16 protein-coding genes are annotated in these 19,803 nt (G+C 67.7%); 4 read left to right on the forward strand and 12 right to left on the reverse strand.

The features are described from left to right. The first annotated feature begins 122 nt into the window (after positions 1 to 122). Positions 123 to 3,686, forward strand: coding sequence for a DNA polymerase III subunit alpha (dnaE, locus tag MRBLMU1_RS15790; protein ID WP_363502984.1), 3,564 nt, complete (start codon positions 123 to 125; stop codon positions 3,684 to 3,686). Positions 3,687 to 3,837: 151 nt separating this feature from the next. Here the strand turns inward: dnaE and MRBLMU1_RS15795 are convergent, their stop codons facing one another. The 3 genes from MRBLMU1_RS15795 to MRBLMU1_RS15805 form a co-directional block, all read right to left on the reverse strand. Continuing rightward, positions 3,838 to 4,071, reverse strand: coding sequence for a DUF6139 family protein (locus MRBLMU1_RS15795; protein ID WP_315214039.1), 234 nt, complete (start codon positions 4,069 to 4,071; stop codon positions 3,838 to 3,840). Between the two features lie 64 nt (positions 4,072 to 4,135). Next, positions 4,136 to 6,172 carry a glycosyltransferase family 9 protein gene (locus MRBLMU1_RS15800; RefSeq protein ID WP_363502987.1) on the reverse strand — a complete coding sequence of 679 codons (2,037 nt, stop codon included), beginning with the start codon at positions 6,170 to 6,172 and terminating at the stop codon, positions 4,136 to 4,138. 67 nt (positions 6,173 to 6,239) lie between these two features. After that, complete coding sequence (locus MRBLMU1_RS15805) at positions 6,240 to 7,094, reverse strand: glycosyltransferase family 2 protein (RefSeq protein ID WP_363502989.1); 855 nt, start codon at positions 7,092 to 7,094, stop codon at positions 6,240 to 6,242. Positions 7,095 to 7,140: 46 nt separating this feature from the next. On the opposite strand from MRBLMU1_RS15805, the gene MRBLMU1_RS15810 reads away from it, so the two are divergent. Together MRBLMU1_RS15810 and waaF are read left to right on the forward strand one after the other, a co-directional pair. Next, a complete protein-coding gene (locus MRBLMU1_RS15810) occupies positions 7,141 to 8,382 on the forward strand; it encodes an O-antigen ligase family protein (protein WP_363502991.1) in 1,242 nt (413 codons plus the stop codon). Then, positions 8,379 to 9,461, forward strand: a complete 1,083-nt coding sequence (gene waaF, locus MRBLMU1_RS15815; protein WP_363502993.1) for a lipopolysaccharide heptosyltransferase II — start codon at positions 8,379 to 8,381, stop codon at positions 9,459 to 9,461. The genes MRBLMU1_RS15810 and waaF overlap by 4 nt, the downstream gene beginning before the upstream one ends. Before the next feature lie 46 nt (positions 9,462 to 9,507). On the opposite strand, the gene MRBLMU1_RS15820 is transcribed toward waaF, so the two are convergent. From MRBLMU1_RS15820 to MRBLMU1_RS15830, 3 genes are all read right to left on the reverse strand, one after another. Further along, complete coding sequence (locus MRBLMU1_RS15820) at positions 9,508 to 10,242, reverse strand: alpha/beta hydrolase (protein WP_363502995.1); 735 nt, start codon at positions 10,240 to 10,242, stop codon at positions 9,508 to 9,510. A gap of 17 nt (positions 10,243 to 10,259) precedes the next feature. Next, positions 10,260 to 10,925 carry a hypothetical protein gene (locus MRBLMU1_RS15825; protein WP_363502997.1) on the reverse strand — a complete coding sequence of 222 codons (666 nt, stop codon included), beginning with the start codon at positions 10,923 to 10,925 and terminating at the stop codon, positions 10,260 to 10,262. Positions 10,926 to 11,001: 76 nt separating this feature from the next. Beyond that, positions 11,002 to 11,919 carry a LysR family transcriptional regulator gene (locus tag MRBLMU1_RS15830; RefSeq protein WP_363502999.1) on the reverse strand — a complete coding sequence of 306 codons (918 nt, stop codon included), beginning with the start codon at positions 11,917 to 11,919 and terminating at the stop codon, positions 11,002 to 11,004. A 120-nt stretch (positions 11,920 to 12,039) separates the two neighbouring features. Here MRBLMU1_RS15830 and MRBLMU1_RS15835 point away from each other — a divergent pair, with 120 nt between their 5' ends. Continuing rightward, complete coding sequence (locus tag MRBLMU1_RS15835) at positions 12,040 to 12,432, forward strand: RidA family protein (protein ID WP_363503001.1); 393 nt, start codon at positions 12,040 to 12,042, stop codon at positions 12,430 to 12,432. Here MRBLMU1_RS15835 and MRBLMU1_RS15840 read toward each other — a convergent pair. From MRBLMU1_RS15840 to MRBLMU1_RS15865, 6 genes are all read right to left on the reverse strand, one after another. Then, a complete protein-coding gene (locus tag MRBLMU1_RS15840) occupies positions 12,404 to 14,617 on the reverse strand; it encodes a tetratricopeptide repeat protein (RefSeq protein ID WP_363503003.1) in 2,214 nt (737 codons plus the stop codon). The two genes, MRBLMU1_RS15835 and MRBLMU1_RS15840, sit on opposite strands and share 29 nt — an antisense overlap. Before the next feature lie 22 nt (positions 14,618 to 14,639). Next, positions 14,640 to 14,855, reverse strand: coding sequence for a hypothetical protein (locus MRBLMU1_RS15845; protein WP_315214063.1), 216 nt, complete (start codon positions 14,853 to 14,855; stop codon positions 14,640 to 14,642). Between the two features lie 22 nt (positions 14,856 to 14,877). Beyond that, on the reverse strand, positions 14,878 to 16,551 hold the full coding sequence (locus MRBLMU1_RS15850) for a phospholipase D-like domain-containing protein (protein WP_363503005.1): 1,674 nt from the start codon (positions 16,549 to 16,551) through the stop codon (positions 14,878 to 14,880). 27 nt (positions 16,552 to 16,578) lie between these two features. Further along, complete coding sequence (locus tag MRBLMU1_RS15855; protein ID WP_363503007.1) at positions 16,579 to 17,631, reverse strand: DUF2278 family protein; 1,053 nt, start codon at positions 17,629 to 17,631, stop codon at positions 16,579 to 16,581. Between the two features lie 124 nt (positions 17,632 to 17,755). After that, the gene (gene torT / locus MRBLMU1_RS15860; RefSeq protein ID WP_363503009.1) at positions 17,756 to 18,916 is read right to left on the reverse strand and encodes a TMAO reductase system periplasmic protein TorT; all 1,161 of its coding nucleotides are present in this window, start codon (positions 18,914 to 18,916) and stop codon (positions 17,756 to 17,758) included. 27 nt (positions 18,917 to 18,943) lie between these two features. Next, positions 18,944 to 19,768, reverse strand: a complete 825-nt coding sequence (locus MRBLMU1_RS15865) for a substrate-binding periplasmic protein (protein WP_363503011.1) — start codon at positions 19,766 to 19,768, stop codon at positions 18,944 to 18,946. Positions 19,769 to 19,803 lie beyond the last annotated feature (35 nt).

The raw sequence follows: 19,803 nt of genomic DNA on the forward strand, positions 1-19,803 counted from the left end.
GAGCCGATATTATACGCGTTTTCTTTTGCTTATTAAATAGGCAGGTGGGCTGGATATCAAAAACCCGGCTCGAGCGCAGGCGCTGTAAAATAGCCGGTTATTGAACCAGCGGTGGGCAGCATATGAACATGGTAGCAAACGAGCAAGTAGCGGAACACGTCGTGGCGCCCGATGACGGCGTCGTGGCGCCGGCCGGCCCGGCCTTCGTCCACCTGCGGGTGCACTCGGAGTATTCGATCGTCGACGGCCTGGTGCGCATCGACGACCTGGTCGGCGCCGCCGCCAAGGACAAGCAGGCGGCGCTGGCCGTCACCGACCTGTCCAACATGTTCGGCATGGTCAAGTTCTACAAGAGCGCGCGCGGCAAGGGCATCAAGCCGGTCATCGGCGTCGACGTCTGGATCACCAACGACGACAACCGCGACAAGCCATCGCGCCTGATGCTGTTCGCCAAGAACCGCATGGGCTACCTGCAGCTGTGCGAGCTGCTGTCGACCGCCTGGCTGACCAACCAGTACAAGGGCCGCGCCGAGATCCGCACCGAGTGGCTGGCCGAGCTGGCGTCCAAAACCTACGACCTGCTGCCCGACGATAATCCGGCCAACGGGCTGATCGCGCTGTCCGGCGCCCATTTCGGCGACGTCGGCATCGCCATCGAGAATGGCAACCCGGCGCTGGCCGAAAAGAACGCGCAAAAGTGGGCGGCGATCTTCCCCGGCCACTTCTACATCGAGATCCAGCGCGCCGGCCAGGCCAACCAGGAGACGCAGGTGCGCCATTCGGTGGCGCTGGCGGCCAAACTGGGCCTGCCGGTGGTGGCCACCCATCCGGTGCAGTTCATCTCCGGCGACGAATACATCGCCCACGAGGCGCGCACCTGCATCGCCGAAGGCGAGATGCTGGCCAATAACAAGCGCGTGCGCCGGTTCAATGAGAACATGCGCTTCCTGTCGCAGGCCGAGATGCGCGACTTGTTCGCCGACTTGCCGGCGGCGCTGCAAAACTCGGTGGAAATCGCCAAGCGCTGCAACCTGACCCTGGTGCTGGGCAAGCCGCAGCTGCCGAACTTCCCGACCCCGCCCGGCATGACGATCGACGAGTTCCTGGTGGCCGAATCGAAGGCCGGCCTGGAGAAGCGGCTGATCCATCTGTATCCGGACCCGGAGCGGCGCGAGAAGGAGCGCCCGCGCTACGAGGCGCGCCTGAAGTTCGAGACCGATACCATCTGCAACATGAAGTTCCCCGGCTACTTCCTGATCGTGGCCGAGTTCATCCAGTGGGCCAAGGAGAACGGCGTGCCGGTCGGACCGGGCCGCGGTTCGGGCGCCGGTTCGCTGGTCGCCTATTCGCTGCTGATCACCGATCTGGATCCCCTGAAATACAACCTGCTGTTCGAGCGCTTCCTGAACCCGGAACGCGTTTCGATGCCCGACTTCGACATCGACTTTTGCCAGGAGGGGCGCGACCGCGTCATCCAGCACGTCAAGGATTTGTACGGCAAGGAGGCGGTCTCGCAGATCGCCACCTTCGGTACCATGGCGGCCAAGGGCGCGATCCGCGACGTCGGCCGCGTGATGGACTTTGGCTACAACTTCTGCGACGGCGTCTCCAAGCTGATTCCGTTCAAGCCGGGCAAGCCGGTGTCGATCGCCGAGGCGATCGAGGAGGAGCCGATGCTCAAGGAGCGCCAGCAGAACGAGGAGGAGGTGGCGCAACTGCTCGATCTGGCGCAGCAGGTCGAGGGCATCACCCGTAACATCGGCATGCACGCCGGTGGCGTGTTGATCGCGCCGGGCAAGCTGACCGACTTCTGCCCGCTGTACACGCAGGGCGGCGACGGCGGCGTGGTGTCGCAGTACGACAAGGACGACGTGGAGGCCGTGGGCCTGGTCAAGTTCGACTTCCTGGGCCTGACCACGTTGACCATCCTGGACCGCGCGGTGCGCTACATCAAGGCGCTCGATCCGAAGGAGGCCGATTTCGACTTGGCCAAGCTGCCGCTCAACGACCGGCCGTCGTACGAGCTGCTGACCAAGGCGAAAACCGTCGCCGTCTTCCAGCTGGAGTCGCGCGGCATGCAGGGCATGCTGAAGGACGCGCGTCCCGACCGTTTCGAGGACATCATCGCGCTGGTGGCGCTGTACCGTCCGGGCCCGATGGACCTGATCCCCGACTTCTGCAAGCGTAAGCACGGCGAGAAGTTCGACTATCCCGATCCGCGCACCGAGTCGATTCTGTCCGAGACCTACGGCATCATGGTGTATCAGGAGCAGGTGATGCAGATGGCGCAGATCGTCGGCGGCTATTCGCTGGGCGGCGCCGACATGCTGCGCCGCGCGATGGGCAAGAAGAAGGCCGAAGAGATGGCCGAGCACCGCGAGATCTTCCGCGCCGGCGCCGCCAAGGACGGCCTGACCGCGCAGAAGGCCGACGAGATCTTCGACTTGATGGAAAAGTTCGCGGGCTACGGCTTCAACAAGTCGCACGCCGCCGCTTACGCGCTGCTGTCGTACCACACCGCCTACCTGAAGGCGCACCATCCGGCCGCGTTCATGGCGGCCAATATGTCGCTGGCGATGGACGACACCGAGAAGGTCAAGATCCTGGTCGAGGATTCGATCGACATCTGCGGCCTGACCATCCTGCCGCCGGACATCAACAAGTCCGATTACCGCTTCATGCCGGATGGCCCGCCGCCTTCGGTGACCGGCAAGAAGGTCACGCAGATCCGCTACGGCCTCGGCGCCGTCAAGGGATCGGGCCAGAGCGCGATCGAAGCGATCATCGCCGCGCGCACCGCCGGCGGGCCGTTCACCAGCCTGTTCGACTTCTGCAAACGGGTCGACAAGAAGCAGATCAACCGCCGCACCATCGAATCGCTGATCCGTTCGGGCGCCTTCGATTGCCTGAATGTCGACCGCGCGATTTTACTGGCGTCGGTCGGCTTCGCGATGGAGTGCGCCGACCAGGAAGCCAAGGCGGCCAACCAGGTCAGCCTGTTCGGCGGCGACGACAGCGACCTGGTGGCGCCACCGGAGTACGTCAAATGCGCGCCGTTCACCGACCGCCAGAAGCTGGCCGAGGAAAAGATTGCGCTCGGCTTCTACCTGTCGGGCCACATGTTCGATTCGTTCGCGCCCGAGGCGCGCCGTTTCGCCCGCACCAAGTTGTCCGAGCTGGAGCCGTCGCGCGAGCCGCGCATGCTGTGCGGCGTGATCACCGGCATCCGGCCGCAGATGACGCAGCGCGGCAAGATCCTCATCGTCACGCTGGACGACAAGACGGCGGTGGTCGAGGTGACCGTGTATTCCGAGGTGTTCGAAGAGAACAAGCGGATGTTCAAGGACGACGAGTTCCTCGCCGTCGTCGGCAAGGTGTCGGAGGACCGCTTCTCGGGCGGGCTGCGGATCTCGGCCGAGCGGGTGTTCGACATCGTCACCGCGCGCGTCAACTATGGCAAGCAGCTGGCGTTGTCGCTGCCGACCAATGTCGACGCCAAGAAGATGGCCGAGCTGCTGGCGCCGCACCGCATGGCCGACGGCTTGCCGGTGGCGATGCGCGTGGCGCCGCAGGGCGTCAAGTGCATGCTGCAACTGGGGGAGGGCTGGCGCGTGGCGCCGTCGGACGATTTGCAGCTGGCGCTCAAGCAGGGCCTGGGCGCCAGCGAGGTCGAGATCGAGTACTAAAGAGTACCGCTGTTCCACGTAGGGCGGATTAGGCGGGACGCCGTAATCGGTCATGCCTGCGTCAACGCGGCGCACGCATGGCCGATTACGCTGCGTTAATCCGCCCTACGTATCTCCGTGGTTTGGTCCCGCGCGGCCGCGCCGCGCCCGATCAAAGCTGCTCGTTCAAGCTCGTGATCGCGTACCCCTTGGCGCCGATCTGCTCCAGCGGGTGGACGATGTGATAGCGCGGCAAATCGTCGCTGTCGTCGTCGACCTCCACCTTCTGCGCCTCGGGCTGCCAGTCGGTGTTGGTCGCTTCCTCGGGAATCGGCTTTCCTTCCGGCACGGCTAGATAGCTGTGCTTCCCTTGTGCTTCATCTCGGCAATAAATATCCACACGCATGGCATTTCCTCCTTGGACGAAAAAGTCATAGTACCGGATTTTGATTTGCCGGCGCGCACGCCGTTCAGGCGGCGGCCCGCGCCGCCTCGGCGCACCATTGCTGGACGATGTCGAACACCTGCTGCGGCGCGATCGCCAGCATGCAGGTGCAGCGCGCCGGGTCGGCGCAATGGCCGCAGGGCTGCGCCGTGACCAGGTTGTGCGCGCGCGGGCCGATGGCGGCCCAGCGCGATGGATCGATCGGTTTGAGCGGCGGGAACAGGCCCACCACCGGGCGGCCCAGCGCGGCGGCCAGGTGCAGCGGGCCGGTGCCGCTGGCGATCAGGCCGTCGCAACCGCCGACCAGCGCCGTGAAGGCCTCCAGGTCGAGGCGGCCGCACATGTTTTCCACGTTGGGCAGCGCCAGCAGCGCCGGCGCCTGTTGCGCCAGCAGTTCGCCCTCGGCGGCGCTGCCGGTGACCAGCACCCGCACGCCGCCGGCCGCGCCCAGCATGCGCGCCAGCGTGGTGTAGTGCTCCAGCGGCCATTCGCGGCCGTTGCCGTTCGATTTGGGGTGCAGGATCAGCTTGAACCCGGGCGCCGCCAGCACGGCGTCGGCGGCCGGGTGGCGCGGCGTCGTCAGGCCGTACAGCTTCCACACCTGTTCCAGCGACGGCACGTAGTCGATGCCGAGCGGCAGCAGCAGCTTGAAGCTGAGCTGGGCCTCGTGCAGCGGCGTTTTCTTGGCGCTGATGTTGATCAGGCGGTTGGCCGTGAACCAGTGGTAGACGCGGCGGCTGCTGCCGACGCGGCGCTCGATGCCGGCGCGCAGCGCGGCGATGGCCAGGTGGCGGCGCGGGAAGGCGAACAGCACGGTGTCGCATTCGGCGCGCGCCATGCCGCCGGCCTGGTCGTCGCCGAGCTCCTCGAGCGTGAGCACGCGGTCGACGTGGCGGCACTGGGCGACGACGGCGGCGGCGTAGCGGCGGCACAGGAAAACGATTTCGGCCTGCGGGTAAATCTGCTTGAGGTAGCCGGCCAGCGACAAGGTCAGCACCACGTCGCCGATATTGTCGGTGCGCGTGATCATGATGCGGCGCGGCGGCGGATTGTGCCGCGCCGCCAGGCACAGACCGCCCAGGCTGCCCACCAGCATCACATAGAACGGCTCGGGCGCCGGGGCCAGCGGCATCGCGCCGTCCAGGCTGAAGCCGACGAAGGCCGCCACCAGCACCAGGCCGGCCAGCGCCAGCGGGTGCTGGCCACGGTCCGGGTGGCGCAATTGAATGATGAAGTGGCACAGCGGGGCCAGGTACAACAGCAGCAACACGGCGCTGTCGAGCGGCGTGCCGGCGGCCAGGTAGCGCTGCACCTCCTCGAAGGCGGCGCCGATGCGCCCGGCCATGCCGACGGCCGGCATCACGCAGGCGATCACCAGCGCCAGTCCGCACAGCGCCAGCAGGCGGCGGTCGGACAGGGAACGCGCATACACCAGCAACGGGATCAGCGCCAGCGCCAGGGCCAGCCAGCCGTGCGCGCCCGCCAACAGCGACGCGGCCATGCCGAACAGCATCGCCACCACGGGCAGCCAGGCCAGGCGCGTGTGGCGCAGCGCGCCCAGGCCGCACAAGCCCATCAGGCCGCAGGCCAGCGCCAGGTCGCCGTGGGTGAGCGCGTGGAGGGGCAGGTCGGCGCCACGGCCCGGCAGGTGGTAAATCGCCAGCAGCGCCGCCAGCACGCCGGCCGCGCACAGCCCGGTCCAGAGCTGGCGCGCGCGCGGTCGCAGGTGGTACATGACGCCGATGCTGGCCAGGCCGAGCAGTGCGAGCGCCGGCGCGCCGGTCACCGCCCAGGCCTCGCCCGGCGCCGCGCGCGGCAGCGAGACGGCGAACCAGGCGCAGAAGGCGATGATCAGGCCGGCAAGCTCGACGCCGTGGCGCCGGTAGACGTTCCAGAAGGGCCGCGCGCGCAGCAGGACAATAGCCAGAAAGACCAGCCAGAGCGCCGCTTGCGCCGCGCCGACGCCGCCCGCCAGCGCCAGCGCGGGCAGCGCGAACAACAATGCGGAAGCGAACGGGCTGCCGGTCTCGGGTAGCGGCAGCGAGTTACTGGCAATATTCATGGGCGCGAGGGTGGGTGGCGGCGGGCCGGGATAATCTTGGTGCAACAGGTCCGATTATAACAGTTCATTACGGCACTATCTGACCCGCGGCAAGGGCCACCGGCTCTTGCTGTTCCCGCAATCCCCGCACCGCCCACGTGCAGCGTTCGGCGGCGCGCTGGCGCACCAGGGCGCGGTTGCTGCGGGCCTGGTCGCGGGCGTTCTCGCGATGCCACAAGTGAAACACTTCGGTGGCGAAGGCGCCGTCCTTGCGCATCACGCCGGCGTTAAACAGGCGCATCACCAGATCGGCGTCCTCGTGGCCCCAGCCGAGGAAGCTCTCGTCGAAGCCGTTGACCAGTTCGAGGTCGGCGCGCCAGACGCCCAGGTTGCAGCTCTTGATGCGGCGCCAGGTGAAACGCTTGCTGGTGCGCTGCCAGTCGGGCAGCGTCACCATCAGTTGCAGCACCTTGTTGAGGTCGCCGCCGAGGCGCCAGCGCAGCTTCTGGGCCAGGCTCAGTTGCTGCAGGTCGAGGTGCCGTTCCAGCGTGCGGCGGGTGGCCGCCTCGCTCAGCAGGACGCGGCTGCCCGAGACCAGGTGGCCGCGTTGCGCCAGCTTTCTGTGTTGGCTGATAAAATTTCGCTGCGGTACGCAGTCGCCGTCGAGAAAGATGATGTAATCGCCCTTGGCGGCCAAGGTGCCGAGGTTGCGGGCGCGGGCGGCGCGAAACCCCTTGTCTTCCTGCCACACATGGCGCAGCGGCAGCGGCGCGCGCGCCTGCAGCGCGGCGATGGCCTGTCGCGTGTTGTGGCCCGAGCCGTCATCAGCGATAATGATTTCGTACCCCAGGTCGGACTGCGCGAAGCACGCGTCGACCACGGCCGTGAGCGCATCCGGCCGGTTGTAGGTGGTGATGACGAGTGAAATATTGACGGCTGACATGTAATAAGCGCTACAAATGCCCTGTAGTAATAATATCTAAAAATGAATGAATAATACCTTAACCAAGTTCACCGTCGGCACTGTCTTTATCCACAGCCTGGTCTTTTGTTTGCCTTTTCTGGTCTTGATCACCAACTTCGGCGTGGGCTTGTGCAGCGTCGGGTTTTTGATCGTGGCACTCTACCACTGGCGGCGGGCGACGCCAGCTTTGTTACCTCATGTTACGGAGATCCGGGGGGTACTGATAGCTTTCGGTATCTTCCTGTTGCTGGCGGCGGTGGCCGTCGCCGGTCCGGACGGCCGTACCCGCAACCTGGAAAAACCGTTGCGCATGCTGCTCGCGGCCAGCGCCATGCTGACCGTGCTGGTGTGCCGCCCCAGCCGCAAGGCGCTGTGGTGGGGACTGATCGCCGGCGCGTTCGCCGGCGCCGCGTTCATCGCCTACCAGCGCTGGGGCCTGGGGCTCGAGCGCCCGGGCGGCCTGATCAACGCCATCACCTTCGGCGACCTGATGTTGTGCATGGGGCTGCTGTGCCTGGCCGGCACGCTCGATTTCGCCGGCCGCGCCGCCGTCTGGCCCGGCCTGGGCGCGCTGGCCGGCCTGCTCGGCTCGGTCGCCACCGGCACGCGCGGCGGCTGGGTCGCCATCGTGTTCTCGCTGTTGCTGCTGGTGCGCTACGGCCACGTGCTGCGCGGACGCCTGCGCAAGGGCCTGGCGCTGGTGGGATTGGGCCTGCTGGTGAGCACCTATTTCATTCCGCAGACGGGCGCGCGCGACCGCCTCGACCAGGGCATCAGCGACGTGCGCCAGTATGTGGACGGCGAGCAGCGCTACACCAACGTCGGCGTGCGGATCGAGCTGTGGCGCACGGCCTTGCACGTGATCGAGCGCAATCCGCTGACGGGCGCCAGCGAGCGCGACGTCAGGCGGCAGCTCGAGCACATGGTCGAGACCGGCCAGAGCCGGCCGTTCGTGCTGGAGTTCGAGCACTTCCATAACGATATCATTCAGCAACTGGTCTACGGCGGCGTCATCGGCTTGCTGGCCTGGCTGGCCACGCTGGTCGTGCCATTCCTGTTCTTCCTGCGGCAGATGCGCCATCCCGGCCTGGCCGCGCCGGCGCTGGCCGGCATGCTGCTCACGCTCTGCTACTTCAGCTTCGGCCTGACGGAGGTGATCTTCTGGTCGGTGCGCGCCGCCATGTTCTACGCGCTGATGCTGTTCGTGCTGATCGGCTTCTGCCTGGACGGCAGGCCGATGTCCCCGCCCGCGCGGACGGCGCCATGAGCGCGCCGCGCATCCTCGTCATCTCTCCCAACTGGATCGGCGACGCGGTGATGGCGCAGCCCTTGCTGCAATTGCTGCGCGCGGCCCACCCGGACATGCCGATCGATGTGCTGGCGCCGCCGGCGGTGTCGCCGGTGTGGCGGCAGATGGCCGAGGTCGACGAGGTGCTGGAGACGCCGTTCCGCCACGGCGCGCTGCAGCTGCGCGAGCGCTGGAAGTACGCGCGGCTGCTGCGCCGGCGCGGCTACGACCAGGCCTACGTGCTGCCCAACACCATTAAATATGCGCTGATCCCGTGGCTGGCCGGCATCAAGCGGCGGGTCGGCTACAAGGGCGAGAGCCGGCACGGCCTGATCAACGTCATGCACCGCGACGAGACGCCGCCGCGCCCGATGGTGGCGTTTTACGCGGCGCTGGCCGGCGCGCCGCTGGCGCAGGGTGCGGTCCAGGGCGCGGCGTTCCGCGCCGCGCTGCCGCGTCCGCGGCTGGTGGCGAGCGCCGCGCAAATCGCCGCCGTCTGCGCGCGCACCGGCATCGATCCGGCGCGGCCGCTGGTGGCGTTCGCGCCGGGCGCCGAATTCGGCGGCGCCAAGCGCTGGCCGGCGCGCCATTTCGCCGGGCTGGGGCAGGCCATCCTGGCCAACGACCCGACCACGCAGATCGCTTTGCTCGGTTCGCCGAAGGACAAGGAGGCGTGCGCCGAGGTGGCCGCCGCCATGCCCGCCGGCGCGGCCGTGTTCAACCTGGCCGGCGCCACCAGCCTGGCCGAGGCGATCGCGCTGATCGCGCGCGCGTCGGCGGTGGTGGCCAACGATTCGGGCCTGCTGCATATCGCCTCGGCGCTGAACCGGCCGGTGGTGGCGCTGTACGGCCCGACCGATCCCGATCACGCGCCGCCGTTCTCGGACATGGCGGCGTCGATCTCGCTGCGGCTCGATTGTTCGCCGTGCAAGCAGCGCGAGTGCCCCCTCGGGCATCAGAACTGCATGGTGCAAATGGCGCCGGAGCTGGTGTGGGCGAGTTTGCTGCCGATGTTGGGGGAAGCCGCGGCCACCCTCGGCCCGCACGGCGGCAAATAGGGGCGACCCGGCGTCCGGGGTGCGGGGTGGCTGTTTCTCCAAGCGTTCAGCGCCCGGCGATCCGGCGCAGCGCCTCGCGCGCGATCGGTGCCGGCACCACGTGGGCGCCGTCGAATTCCTCGTACCGGACCTCGTAGTGCTCGCGCGCCAGTTGCGTCGCGATGGCGCGTCCCCGCTCGACCGGTAGCACGTCGTCGCCGGCGCCGTGGGCGACGAACACCCGCGGCCGCCCGACGCGCCGCATCGGTTTCATGAAGCCGGGCGAAAACGCCACGATATCGCTGAACAAATCCCCGTTCATCAAGCCCACCGACAGCGCGTAGGACGCGCCGTCGGAAAAGCCGCCGATGACCAGCGCGTCCGGATCGACGCTGTAGCGCCGCATGGTCCACGCCAGCACGCGGTCGAGGAAGGCCAGGTCGGGACCGTAGCCGCCGCGTATCACGTCCCAGCTGTCGGTCAATGAACGCGGTACCAGCAGCAGCGCGCCATGCCGCTGCGCGTGCGCGACGGCGCTGTCGTCGGCGCCGCCGAGCAACTGGCGCACGCCGTGCAGCAGCACGATCAATTGCAGCGGGCGCGTGGACGCGCCGTCGGCCGGCACCGGCACGTGCAGGACGGCGTGGCGGCCGTTGGCGAAGGCCAGCGTGTGGCGGCCGGGCGGCAGTGGTGGTGGCGGCGCGCGCTCCAGCAGCGCCAGCGGCCGCAACGCCGGACGGGCGCGCAGGCGGCCGTCGCTATGCGGATCGGCCGGCGTCGAGGGCGGGGACTGCGTGGCCACGGCGCGTCCCCATGCCGCTACTTGGCGCGGACGTAGGAGGTCAGCTCCCAGCTGTCGCGGTTGGCGATGCGGCCCTGCCAGTCGGTGTCGCGGTAATCGAGCTTGACGAAGTTGTTGAGCGCCGGCGCAAACCAGACCGTTTCCGTCAGCTGGCCGTTGCCGCCGTTGCTGTTGGTCGCGTCGCCGCGATAGAGCGCCTCGACCACCACCTTGATGGCATCGAATTCGCCCGCCGGCACCTTGATTTTTTCCCAGTCCAGTACTTTGCCTTTGATGGTGTAGCGCCAGTGCTTGCCCAGTTTCTGGTTGTCGCCGACGACCTCGGTGTTCCATTCCTTGCCGGGCGTGAGCGGGAACGCGAAGCGCGCGAACGACGGCGAGAAGTGCATCGCGCCCCGGTCGACTGGATTCATTTCCGCGCTGAAGAGCTGCTTGGTCAGCAGCGCGTTGCTGGACGCCCGGCGCACCTCGACATGCACGCCGGTGTCGTCGATGGCGGTCACCTCCATCTTGTTGACGTTGCCTTTGACGCCTTTCCAGACGTCGGTGTATTGGTAGGTCCACGAGTCGCCGACGGCCGGCGTCGGTGCCGACGCCGGCAGGTGCGCCTCGGCCAGCGCGAACGGTCCGGCCAGGACCAGGCAAAGGGCGATACAACTTTTCAGGGTGATGCTGTTGCGCATACTGTCTCCTTTAATTGTAATTTGTTCGACAACGTTATCACAATCCGGGAGGCTCCCATCGGCTTTTCATCGGGATTTATCGGCCGTCGATGGGCGCGTGTTCGGTCATCAGATCGGCCACCCAGTCGATGAACACGCGCAGCCTGGTGCTGACGTAGCGGTTCTGCGGATACGCCACGTGCAGCGGCATGGGGGCCAGGCGCCAGTCCTCCAGCAGCGGCAGCAGTTCGCCGCTGGCCACATGGGGTTTGGCCATATAGCGCGGCAACCACAGCACGCCCATGCCGGCCAGGCCGGCCGCCAGATAGGCGTTGCCGTCGTCGACGGCGACCACGTACTGGCCGTCGATGGCGAGCGTCTCGTCGTCGCGGTGCAACAGCACCGGATAGGTCTTGCCGGTGCGTCCCCACAAAAAACCGACGACACGGTGCGGGCCGTGTTCCAGCTCGCGCGGATGGGCGGGCGCGGCGTTGCGCGCAAGGTAGGCGGGCGCCGCATACAGGCCCAGTTGCAGGTCGCCCACATGGCGCGCCTTCAACGACAGGTCGCGCAGTTCGCCGCCGCGTATCACGCAATCGACGCTCTCGCCGATCAGGTCGATCGTGCGGTCGCTGACGCCCATGTCGATTTGCAGGTCGGGATAGCGGGCGTGAAAGGACGGCAGCGCCGGCATCAGGATCATGCGCGCAAGCGGACTGGGCACGTCGACCTTGAGCTTGCCCTTGGGCTGGGCCGACGCCTGGGACAAGCCCGATTCGGTATCGTCGAGGTCGGCAAGCAGTCGGACCACGCGCTCGTAATACGCCGCGCCGTCGGCCGTCACGTTGACCTTGCGCGTGGTGCGGTTGAGCAGCTTGACGCGCAGGCGCGCCTCGAGCTGCTGCACCAGTTGCGTGGCGCTGGTGCGGCTGATGTCGAGCGTCGCGGCCGCCCTGGTGAAACTGCCGGTCTCCACCACCCGGACGAACGCCGTCATCGCATCGAACCTGTCCATGTCGCCTCCCGATCAAGTAATTGTTTGGATTATACAAACAGTGATGGATTGTTTTCGGCGTTTATCTTCGGTTTGATTGCTATTAGACTGGATTCTTCAGAAAACATTGAGGAGTTGAACATGGCAACACGTGACGTGGTTTTTCCGCCTGGCCGCCAGGCGCTGTATGAAAAGAACCGCTATTCGCCGGCGGTGCGCGCCGACGGCCTGCTGTTCGTGTCCGGACAGGTCGGCAGCCGCGAGGACGGCTCGCCGGAGCCGGAATTGAAAGCGCAGGTGCGCCGCGCGTTCGACAACCTGAACGCGATCCTGGCCGCCGCCGGCTGCAGCTTCGACGACGTGGTCGATGTCACCGTCTTCATGGTGAACCCGGAGGCGATCTTCGAACAAGTGTGGGAGGTGGTGCCGGAGTATTGGGGCGAGGCGCCGCATCCGACGGTGACGGCGGTGGGCGTGACCTGGCTGTATGGCTTCCAGTTCGAGATCAAGGTGGTGGCGAAGTTGCCGAAGTAAGCCAGCTTGCGGCGATGGCCGCCTCGTTCTCGCGATACTGCGGATCGGGGTCGCAGTCGATCGCCAGGCGGATGTGGCGCAGCGCGTCGTCGTGCCGCCCCAGCGCCGAGAATTCCGCGGCGAGATTGTTGTGGGCGGCGGCGTGTTTTGGATGGATGGCGACGGCGGCCTGTCCGTGGCGGATGGCGCGCGCGCTGTCGCCCAGCTCGGACGCCGCCAGTCCGGCGTTGGCGTGCAGGTCGGCGTCGCGCGCTTCGTGGCGCAGGGCCAGGTCGTAGCTGGCCAACGCCGCTGCCGCGTCGCCCGCCGCCAGGCTCAGGTTGCCCAGTTCGCGCATCGCCCGCCACTCCGACGGCTTGATGGCCAGCGCGCGCTCGAAGTCGGCGCGCGCGCCGTCATGATCGCCGCGCTGCGCGCGCAGCATGCCACGGTTCAGGTGCGCCTCGTAGTACGGCGGCGACAGCGCGATCGCCTTCGCGTAGGCCGCCAGCGCCTCCTCCTCGCGGCCGTCGAGCCGCGACAGAAGATTGCCGAGGTCGTTGTAGTACTCGGCGTAGAACGGGTCGCAGGCGATGGCGTCGCGCAGCCGCTGCTCGGCGCGGACCGTGTCGTTCACCAGTTCGTAGACCTGGCTGGTGTTGTAGATCAGGATGGAGCGGTGCAGCTGGAACTGGTCCCCGCCATATTTTTCCACGATGTCGGTGATGCCTTGTTCGCACAGCGCCAGCGCCTCGTCGAACTTGCCCTGGCGCGCCTTGATGTAGGCGTAGGCGTTTTCCGCGAAGACCTTGATGTAGGTGTGGCGCGGATGGTCGGAAAATTTCTCGTCAATGAGGCGCAGGTTGCGCACGGCGCAGTCCTCGGCCGCCGGCAAGTCGACGGGGATCTGATAGCGTCCGTACGTCATCGACTGCGCGTACAGGGCGGTGGGGACGAAGCGGCTGTCCGGCGAGGTGTCGAGAAACTCGTTCAGGAACGACAACGCGGCGGCGGTGTAGCCCATCGAGTAGAGGACGAAGGCGGCGTTGATGAAAAGGCCATCGACGGCGTCGTTGCCGGCTTCCTGGCGGCGCTGCGGACGCGCCGGGAACATCGCCGCGAAGAACGCGAACCAGGTGTCGTACAAGCCGATGCCCATCAGGATGTCGCACGGTTCGACCAGCGCCTCGAGGCGGCGCATGGGGTCCCTGATCGCCAGCGCATGGACCAGCACCAGCGGACCGGCGCCCGCCAGGTGGCGTTCCAGCGCCGCCGCATGGCGCGCGTGATGCAGGTCGTCCATTGGGGCGTCGGGCATGGCGGCGGCATTGCGTTCGCCGATCGGATCGCCCCGGCCACCGGCGGCGACGAAGTCGGCCGCCAGCGCCGCGCGCCGCGCGCCGTCGAGCGTGCCGAGATATAAATCGACGACCGCCGGCACGGGGAGGGCGGCGGCCGTGCCGAGATCGCTGCCCAGACAGGTCGCCAGGGTCTTGCAGATCAAGGGATTGCCGCCCGATTGCACGTACACCGCTTCGCGCCGCGCGGCGGGGAGGTGGCCGGTTTCGGTCGCGGCGGCCAGCTCGAATTCGGCCCGCGCCAGGGGCGGCAGGACGATGGCAGGCAGGTCGTCGATGCGCTCCGCGGTGCCGCGATCCAGCAGGACGAAGCGCAGCGTGCCCGCCAGGCCCGGCAGCCGCCGCAGGATGTCCAGCAGGTGCCTGGAGGTGGGCGGCATGCGCTCGGCGTTGTCAATCACTAGGGTCACCGCGAAGGTCGACGCGGCCATCGCGTCGATGACGAATTCGGCGAGGCCGACCAACAGCTTGTTCTGATACTCGTAGTGATAAAACCGGGTGCGCTCCTCGCGGGGCGCGGTGCCGGTCAAGTCGCGCGGCGTTTTGAAGGCCCGGCAAGGCCTCCATGGCCAGACGCGTTTGAGGCTTTGTTCATGCCGGGCCACCAGCGCGGGGCGGTTGGCCGCCGCGTCGTCCAGCAGCCGCAGGATGAACGGCTCGAAGCCGGCCAGATAGCCGTGGGTGTGGCCGTCGCCGTCCAGTTCCCACGGCGTTGCGCCGGGGAGGGCGGCAAGCGCCGCGCGCACCGTGGCGCGGGCGCCGAGGCCGCGCACGGCGGTGACCACGACGATCCCGTGGTCGCGCAGCGCCGCCGCTATCGGCTGCGCAAAGCCTTGGCGGATGTTCATTTTCAGCCGATGCCAGCGATCGTCACACCGTGCCCAGATACGGCGTGGTGGTGCGGATCTTGATCTTGGAGACGGTGACCTTCTTGATGACGGAGGTCCCCCTTGGCGCGCCGGACTCGTAGACCAGTTTTTGTTCTTCCGTGCTTTCGACGCGTTCGTCCGTTTCCGTTTCGGTGATGATTTCCGGGTATTTGGCGTTGTGCGGGTTGGTGCTCGGGGTGGTGCTCAATTCGCTCATGATGCGGCTCCTTCGGTTGTGGTTACACGGTGCTGCGGGAAAAATACCGGCGTTGCCGACTCCTGAAGCCCGGGCCGAAATAGTCCGCGGCCCAGCTGCAGTCCTCGTTCAACGGCTTGCTGGTGAACGGCGTGCCGGACAGGGCCGCCGACTTGACGGCGTCGCGGAACGCGTAATGGGTGTACGAGCGCATGAACTCTCCCAGATAGATGTCGGCGACTTCATGGTCGCCGGCGATCACCAGCATGTTCTCGTCGTTTTGCTTGCTGGAGGCGACGCTGAAGTTGGCCGAGCCGGTGATCACCAGCGGGCGCGCGCCGAGCGGATCGACCAGCATGAATTTGGTGTGGACGAACTGCACGTGCTTGGCCATCGTGTTGCTGCGCTCGAGCAGGAACTGGTCCAGCGCGTTGGTCCTCAGATAGGCGCCGATCGCCACGCGGCCGGCCTCGGTGGCGCGGATTTCCCGGACGGTTTGCTTGAGCTTGCCCACCTGGGTCTTGTTGCCCTTCAAGCCGTCCATCAGCAGGTAGCGCAGGCCGGCGTGTTCCGGCGTCAGCGCCTCTCCCAGCTGCCCGTCGATGGAAAACGCCAGCGTCAGCAGCACCGCGTCGGCCGGGGCGATCTCGGCGATGTAGCGGTCCAGCGCGTCGCGCTCCCGCCTCGGACTGAACACGGGCGTGCAGCCGTCCGGCCATGGCGCCGGCAGGGGGAAGGCGGCGACGATGGCCGCGCGCAGATCGGCGCCGCCGGGATCGGCCGCCAGCAACCGCCAGTAGCGCAGGAATTGCCGCGCCACGCCTGCGTCCCACACCTCGTGCCCGGCGTCGAGCTGGCCGAAGAAGCCGTTCTGCGACCAGTTGAGCGAGCCGCTCCACACCGCCGTCGGCGCCCCGCCTGTCGACAGTACCAGGAATTTGTTGTGCGCGATGTAGCTGGGATTTTGCTCGCGCGCGATCGCCACGTCCGTCAATTGCGCGGCGTCGATCTGGTCGCGGTTGTCCTCGCGCGGAAAGGCCGGGCTGTCGTCGTCGCCGTTTTGCTTGGCGTCGTAGACCAGGCGCACCTCGGCGCCCCGGTCGCGCGCCTGGCGCAGCGCCTGCAGCACCGGCGCGTGCCGCGCCTCATAGATCGCCACATGCAGCGCGTCGCCGGCCCCCGCGTGGGCGATGAAGGCCAGCAGCGATTCCGGCAGTCCGCGGCCGAGCCAATCGAAGGCCTGGCCGTTGGGCACATCCTCCGGCGCGCGGTTGTTGAAGCGGCGCGCGTATTCCTGCGCCGCCACCGCGCCCCGGTTGAAATGCACCGCGTGGCCGGAGGCGGTGCGCGTGATCGTGCGCACCGCGACCGCCGCCTCGGCCAGCGGCTCCAGCGCGGCGGGCGTGCCGCCCAGCGCGACGGCGCGGTAGGTGTAGTCGACGTCCGGCCGCACCGTGTAGTCGGCCCACTGGAAGGTTTGCAGCGGATGGCGCCGCGTCGACACCTGCACGCCGGTGGCGGTGCCGGGGTCGGTGGAGAGATAGCGCTTCTGGCTTTCGAGCCAGTCGGCGCGGCCGGTGACGTGGTCGGTGCGGTGCAGGGCGAAACCCTGCAGCTCGCCGGCGCGCGCGGCCGGCCAGTCGAAGCCGAAGATCACGACATGGCTGCCGGCGATCGCCTGCACGTGCAGGTCGCCCTCGGTGCGTTGTGCGCGCATGCGCCCTCCTGGGTTTCCGCACCCTGGTCAGAACTTCAGCGAGTAGCCGGGATTGGACGCCTCGGCCTTGGTGTAGCTGACGCCGTCGACCCGCAGGCCGTCGGCGTTGAGCAGCGTGATGATGCCGCCCTTGTTGGGCAGCACCACCGGCGCCGCCAGGGTCACGCGCAGGGTTTCGCCGGCCTTGATGGTGCCCGACAGCGGCATGGCGTGCTTGTCGCGGTCGAGCAGCTTCCAGCCGGCCAGGTCGACGTCCTGCGCCGTCAGGTTCAACAGCGTGACGGTTTCCACCTCCGGCGAGCGCACCGGATTGACCAGCGCGGCGACGATGCGCAGCGCGCCGTCGGGCGCCTCGGGTGTCGGCAGGCCGCCCGGCCCGAACGGGTCGGGCGGGTTGGGCCGGTCGCCCGGCGGCCCGCTGACGCCGCCCTCGATGCGGTGGCCGGTCTGGTCGTCGCTGTGCCAGGTCTGCGACTGGAACTTGAGGAAGATGGCGACCCACTGGCGCTGGTCGGGAAAGTGCAGCAGCAGCCCGCCGTCCTGGTAGACGCCGTCGTCCTTCCTGAAGTCGGCGGCGTTGGCCTGGTTCATGTGGATGTCGTGCACGCCGTTACCCGGCAGGAAACCGAAGATCTTGTCCTTCTTGCCGGGCTCCGGCCCCCAGCGCTCGCCGAAGGCGTACAGCAGCGCGTTCTCGTCGCTCATCGCGCGCTGGATGTGCTGGTCGATCTTGTCGTTGAGATCGTTGTCCGGGCCGTTGATACTCAGCGGCAGGGGCACCATCTCGCGCGGATCGAACAGGTTGCCCCGGATGAAATCGAGCGCCGCGCTGGCCGGCCTGGACGGCAGCGGCGACCAGCCGACCGGCAGCTCGTCGAGGTGCTGCAGCAGCGGATGGTCGAAGTGCGCATCGACCACGTACTCGACCTCGGACGGCGCCAGCTGCGACTTGACGTTGATGGCGATCCGGTAATCGGTGGTGTCGTCGACGACGTGCACCTGGTAGTGGGAATTTTGGTTGGAACCGAGCTGGCGATTGATTGGACGTCCCTTGAGGACGCCGTAGTGCTGCAGTGGCATGGTGTTCTCCTGATGATGGCAACGGGAGGGCCTGTGGGCGATCGGACGATAGCTGACAATATAGCCGGTGGCCGGCAAAGTTCAAGCGAGCCCAACATCAAGAAAACCGTGCGCGGCCGGCCGCCTATTTGTGCGCCGGATCGTAGGACAGCACGGTCTTGTAGCCCTCGGGCGCGATCGAGGTGTCGAACGGATAGGCGGCGAAGTTGAGGCGGTCGACCATGCCCAGTTCGACCAGGATGGTGTGCGGCGTCTCCTTGCCGCGCCGTTCCAGCAGGTTGACGGCGGCGTTGATGGCCACCCTGGTTTGGCTGACGCCCTTGGTGTCGGCGGCCGCCTCGATCCCGCCCTTGCGGATCAGCCGCGCGATCTCGCCGGTGAGGTCGTAGGCCACCAGCCGGACCTTGCCGCTCAAGCCGGCCTGCCTGAGCGGCTCGACCGCGGCGGGCGCGCAGCCGGTGCAGCCGAGGATGTAGTCGAGCCGCGCGCCGTGCCTGGCCAGCAGTTCGGCCGCCAGCCGCTGCTGGCCGGCGAAGTCGCTGTCGCCGTAGCGGATGTCGAGGATGTTGACCGGGATGGCCGCGTCCTGCGCCGCTATGCGGGTGCCGTCGACTTCGCCCTTGACCCAGCCCGCGCCCATGGGGCCGGGCAGCAGCGCGATGTTGATCGATGCCAGGCCGCGCCGCTGGGCGTCGCGCACCACCCAGCGCGTGGCCTCGAGGCCCATGCCGCGCAGCGAACTGGTGACCTTGAGCGACAGGTCGTCGCTGCGGCTGTCGTTGGCCAGCTCGATCACCGGAATGCCCGCCGCGCGCGCCTTGGCGATCGACGCGTTGTTGGCCGTCATGCCGATCGGCGACAGGACGATGGCGTCGTATTTCTCGGCGATGGCCCGGTCCATCTCGCGCAGTTGGCCGGCCAGGTCGTTGTAGCCCTGGGCCGGCAGGATGTCGACGGCCACGCCCAGGCGTTTGGCCTCGCTGACGACGCCGTAGGCGCAGCCGCCCCAGTAGGGGTCTTTCAGGTGGGGGAACAGGAAGGCGATGCGCCAGCGCTTGCTGGCCGGCGCCGCCATGCGGTACTGGCCGGGCACCACCCGGCCGCTGGCCAGGGCGTCGTCGGCCGAGCCGTTGGGCTGCACCGGACGGAAGATCGACAGCACCGGGATCGGCGCGAATTTGGCCGGGTGCGCCACCGGCGCCGGCGCCGGCGGGGCCGCGACGGCGCACGCCGGCAAAGCAAGCAGGCCCAGTAGCGGCGACAGGCGAAGGAGTGGCGTCAACATGATGGGCTAGTCTTATCGAAAAACGTGTCAGAGCGGATTGGATGGACCGGCGGGGCAGGGTTTATTGTACGCGGCGGCGGTGCCGCCGGCCATGCCCGTCGGCGCGAGCACGCCGTGCCTGGCCGCCAGGCGGGCGAATTCGCCCGAGCGCACCATTTCGGTGAACAGGGCGTTGTACTGGTTGCGCGCGGCCGCGAACGCGGCGCCGCGCGGAAAGGCGAGATAGCCGTCCAGTTGCGCGATGGCGGGACACAGGGCGACCAAGCGCCCGCTGGCGCGCAGCGTGCCGATCAGCGCGGCGCTGTTGCGTTCATTGGTCGCCAACAGGGCGACCCGGCCGTGCATCAGCATTTGCACGCCGTTTTCCAGTTGATTGACCTCGCTGATGTCCAGCCGGGGCCGGGCTTGATCGAAGCGGGCGCCGTAGTGCCAGCCACGCACGGCGGCGATGCGCGTGGCGGTGAGCGGGCCGAACTCGCCGTGCCAGGGCGGGTTGTCGCCGCTGCGCGCGTAGAAGACCAGGCGGTCGCGGTAGAAGGGCAGGTCGACGAAGTCGAACTGCTTGTCCCGTTCGGGCGATTTGTAGGGGCCGATCAGGATGTCGGCCTGGGCGCGTTGCACCATGGCTTGGGCGCGCGCCCACGGATAGATACCGAAGCGCACCGTGTCGCCCGCGCGCGCGGCCAAGGTGCGCAGCACGTCGACGCCCAGGCCCTGCCATTGGCCGTCGGCGCCCTGCTCGAAAATCAGGTCGAAGCGCGCGCCGACGGCCAGGCGCTCGGCGGCCGTGGCGCACTGCGCCGCGCCGAGCAGGGGCAAACAGGCGAACAACAGGTGTCTAAGCGCGCTCATGAACAGGTTTCCCGGGCCGGTCGATGCCGCCTAGT

Origin of the sequence: Burkholderia sp. LMU1-1-1.1, from assembly GCF_040675865.1 — a bacterium.
In the GTDB taxonomy this organism is placed as follows: Bacteria; Pseudomonadota; Gammaproteobacteria; order Burkholderiales; family Burkholderiaceae_D; genus Rugamonas.

Coding starts and splice junctions, on each gene's coding strand:
- dnaE (WP_363502984.1), top strand. CDS start 123: ATGAACATGGTAGCAAACGAGCAAGTAGCGGAACACGTCGTGGCGCCC.
- MRBLMU1_RS15795 (WP_315214039.1), bottom strand. CDS start 4,071: ATGCGTGTGGATATTTATTGCCGAGATGAAGCACAAGGGAAGCACAGC.
- MRBLMU1_RS15800 (WP_363502987.1), bottom strand. CDS start 6,172: ATGAATATTGCCAGTAACTCGCTGCCGCTACCCGAGACCGGCAGCCCG.
- MRBLMU1_RS15805 (WP_363502989.1), bottom strand. CDS start 7,094: ATGTCAGCCGTCAATATTTCACTCGTCATCACCACCTACAACCGGCCG.
- MRBLMU1_RS15810 (WP_363502991.1), top strand. CDS start 7,141: ATGAATAATACCTTAACCAAGTTCACCGTCGGCACTGTCTTTATCCAC.
- waaF (WP_363502993.1), top strand. CDS start 8,379: ATGAGCGCGCCGCGCATCCTCGTCATCTCTCCCAACTGGATCGGCGAC.
- MRBLMU1_RS15825 (WP_363502997.1), bottom strand. CDS start 10,925: ATGCGCAACAGCATCACCCTGAAAAGTTGTATCGCCCTTTGCCTGGTC.
- MRBLMU1_RS15830 (WP_363502999.1), bottom strand. CDS start 11,919: ATGGACAGGTTCGATGCGATGACGGCGTTCGTCCGGGTGGTGGAGACC.
- MRBLMU1_RS15835 (WP_363503001.1), top strand. CDS start 12,040: ATGGCAACACGTGACGTGGTTTTTCCGCCTGGCCGCCAGGCGCTGTAT.
- MRBLMU1_RS15840 (WP_363503003.1), bottom strand. CDS start 14,617: ATGAACATCCGCCAAGGCTTTGCGCAGCCGATAGCGGCGGCGCTGCGC.
- MRBLMU1_RS15845 (WP_315214063.1), bottom strand. CDS start 14,855: ATGAGCGAATTGAGCACCACCCCGAGCACCAACCCGCACAACGCCAAA.
- MRBLMU1_RS15850 (WP_363503005.1), bottom strand. CDS start 16,551: ATGCGCGCACAACGCACCGAGGGCGACCTGCACGTGCAGGCGATCGCC.
- MRBLMU1_RS15855 (WP_363503007.1), bottom strand. CDS start 17,631: ATGCCACTGCAGCACTACGGCGTCCTCAAGGGACGTCCAATCAATCGC.
- torT (WP_363503009.1), bottom strand. CDS start 18,916: ATGTTGACGCCACTCCTTCGCCTGTCGCCGCTACTGGGCCTGCTTGCT.
- MRBLMU1_RS15865 (WP_363503011.1), bottom strand. CDS start 19,768: ATGAGCGCGCTTAGACACCTGTTGTTCGCCTGTTTGCCCCTGCTCGGC.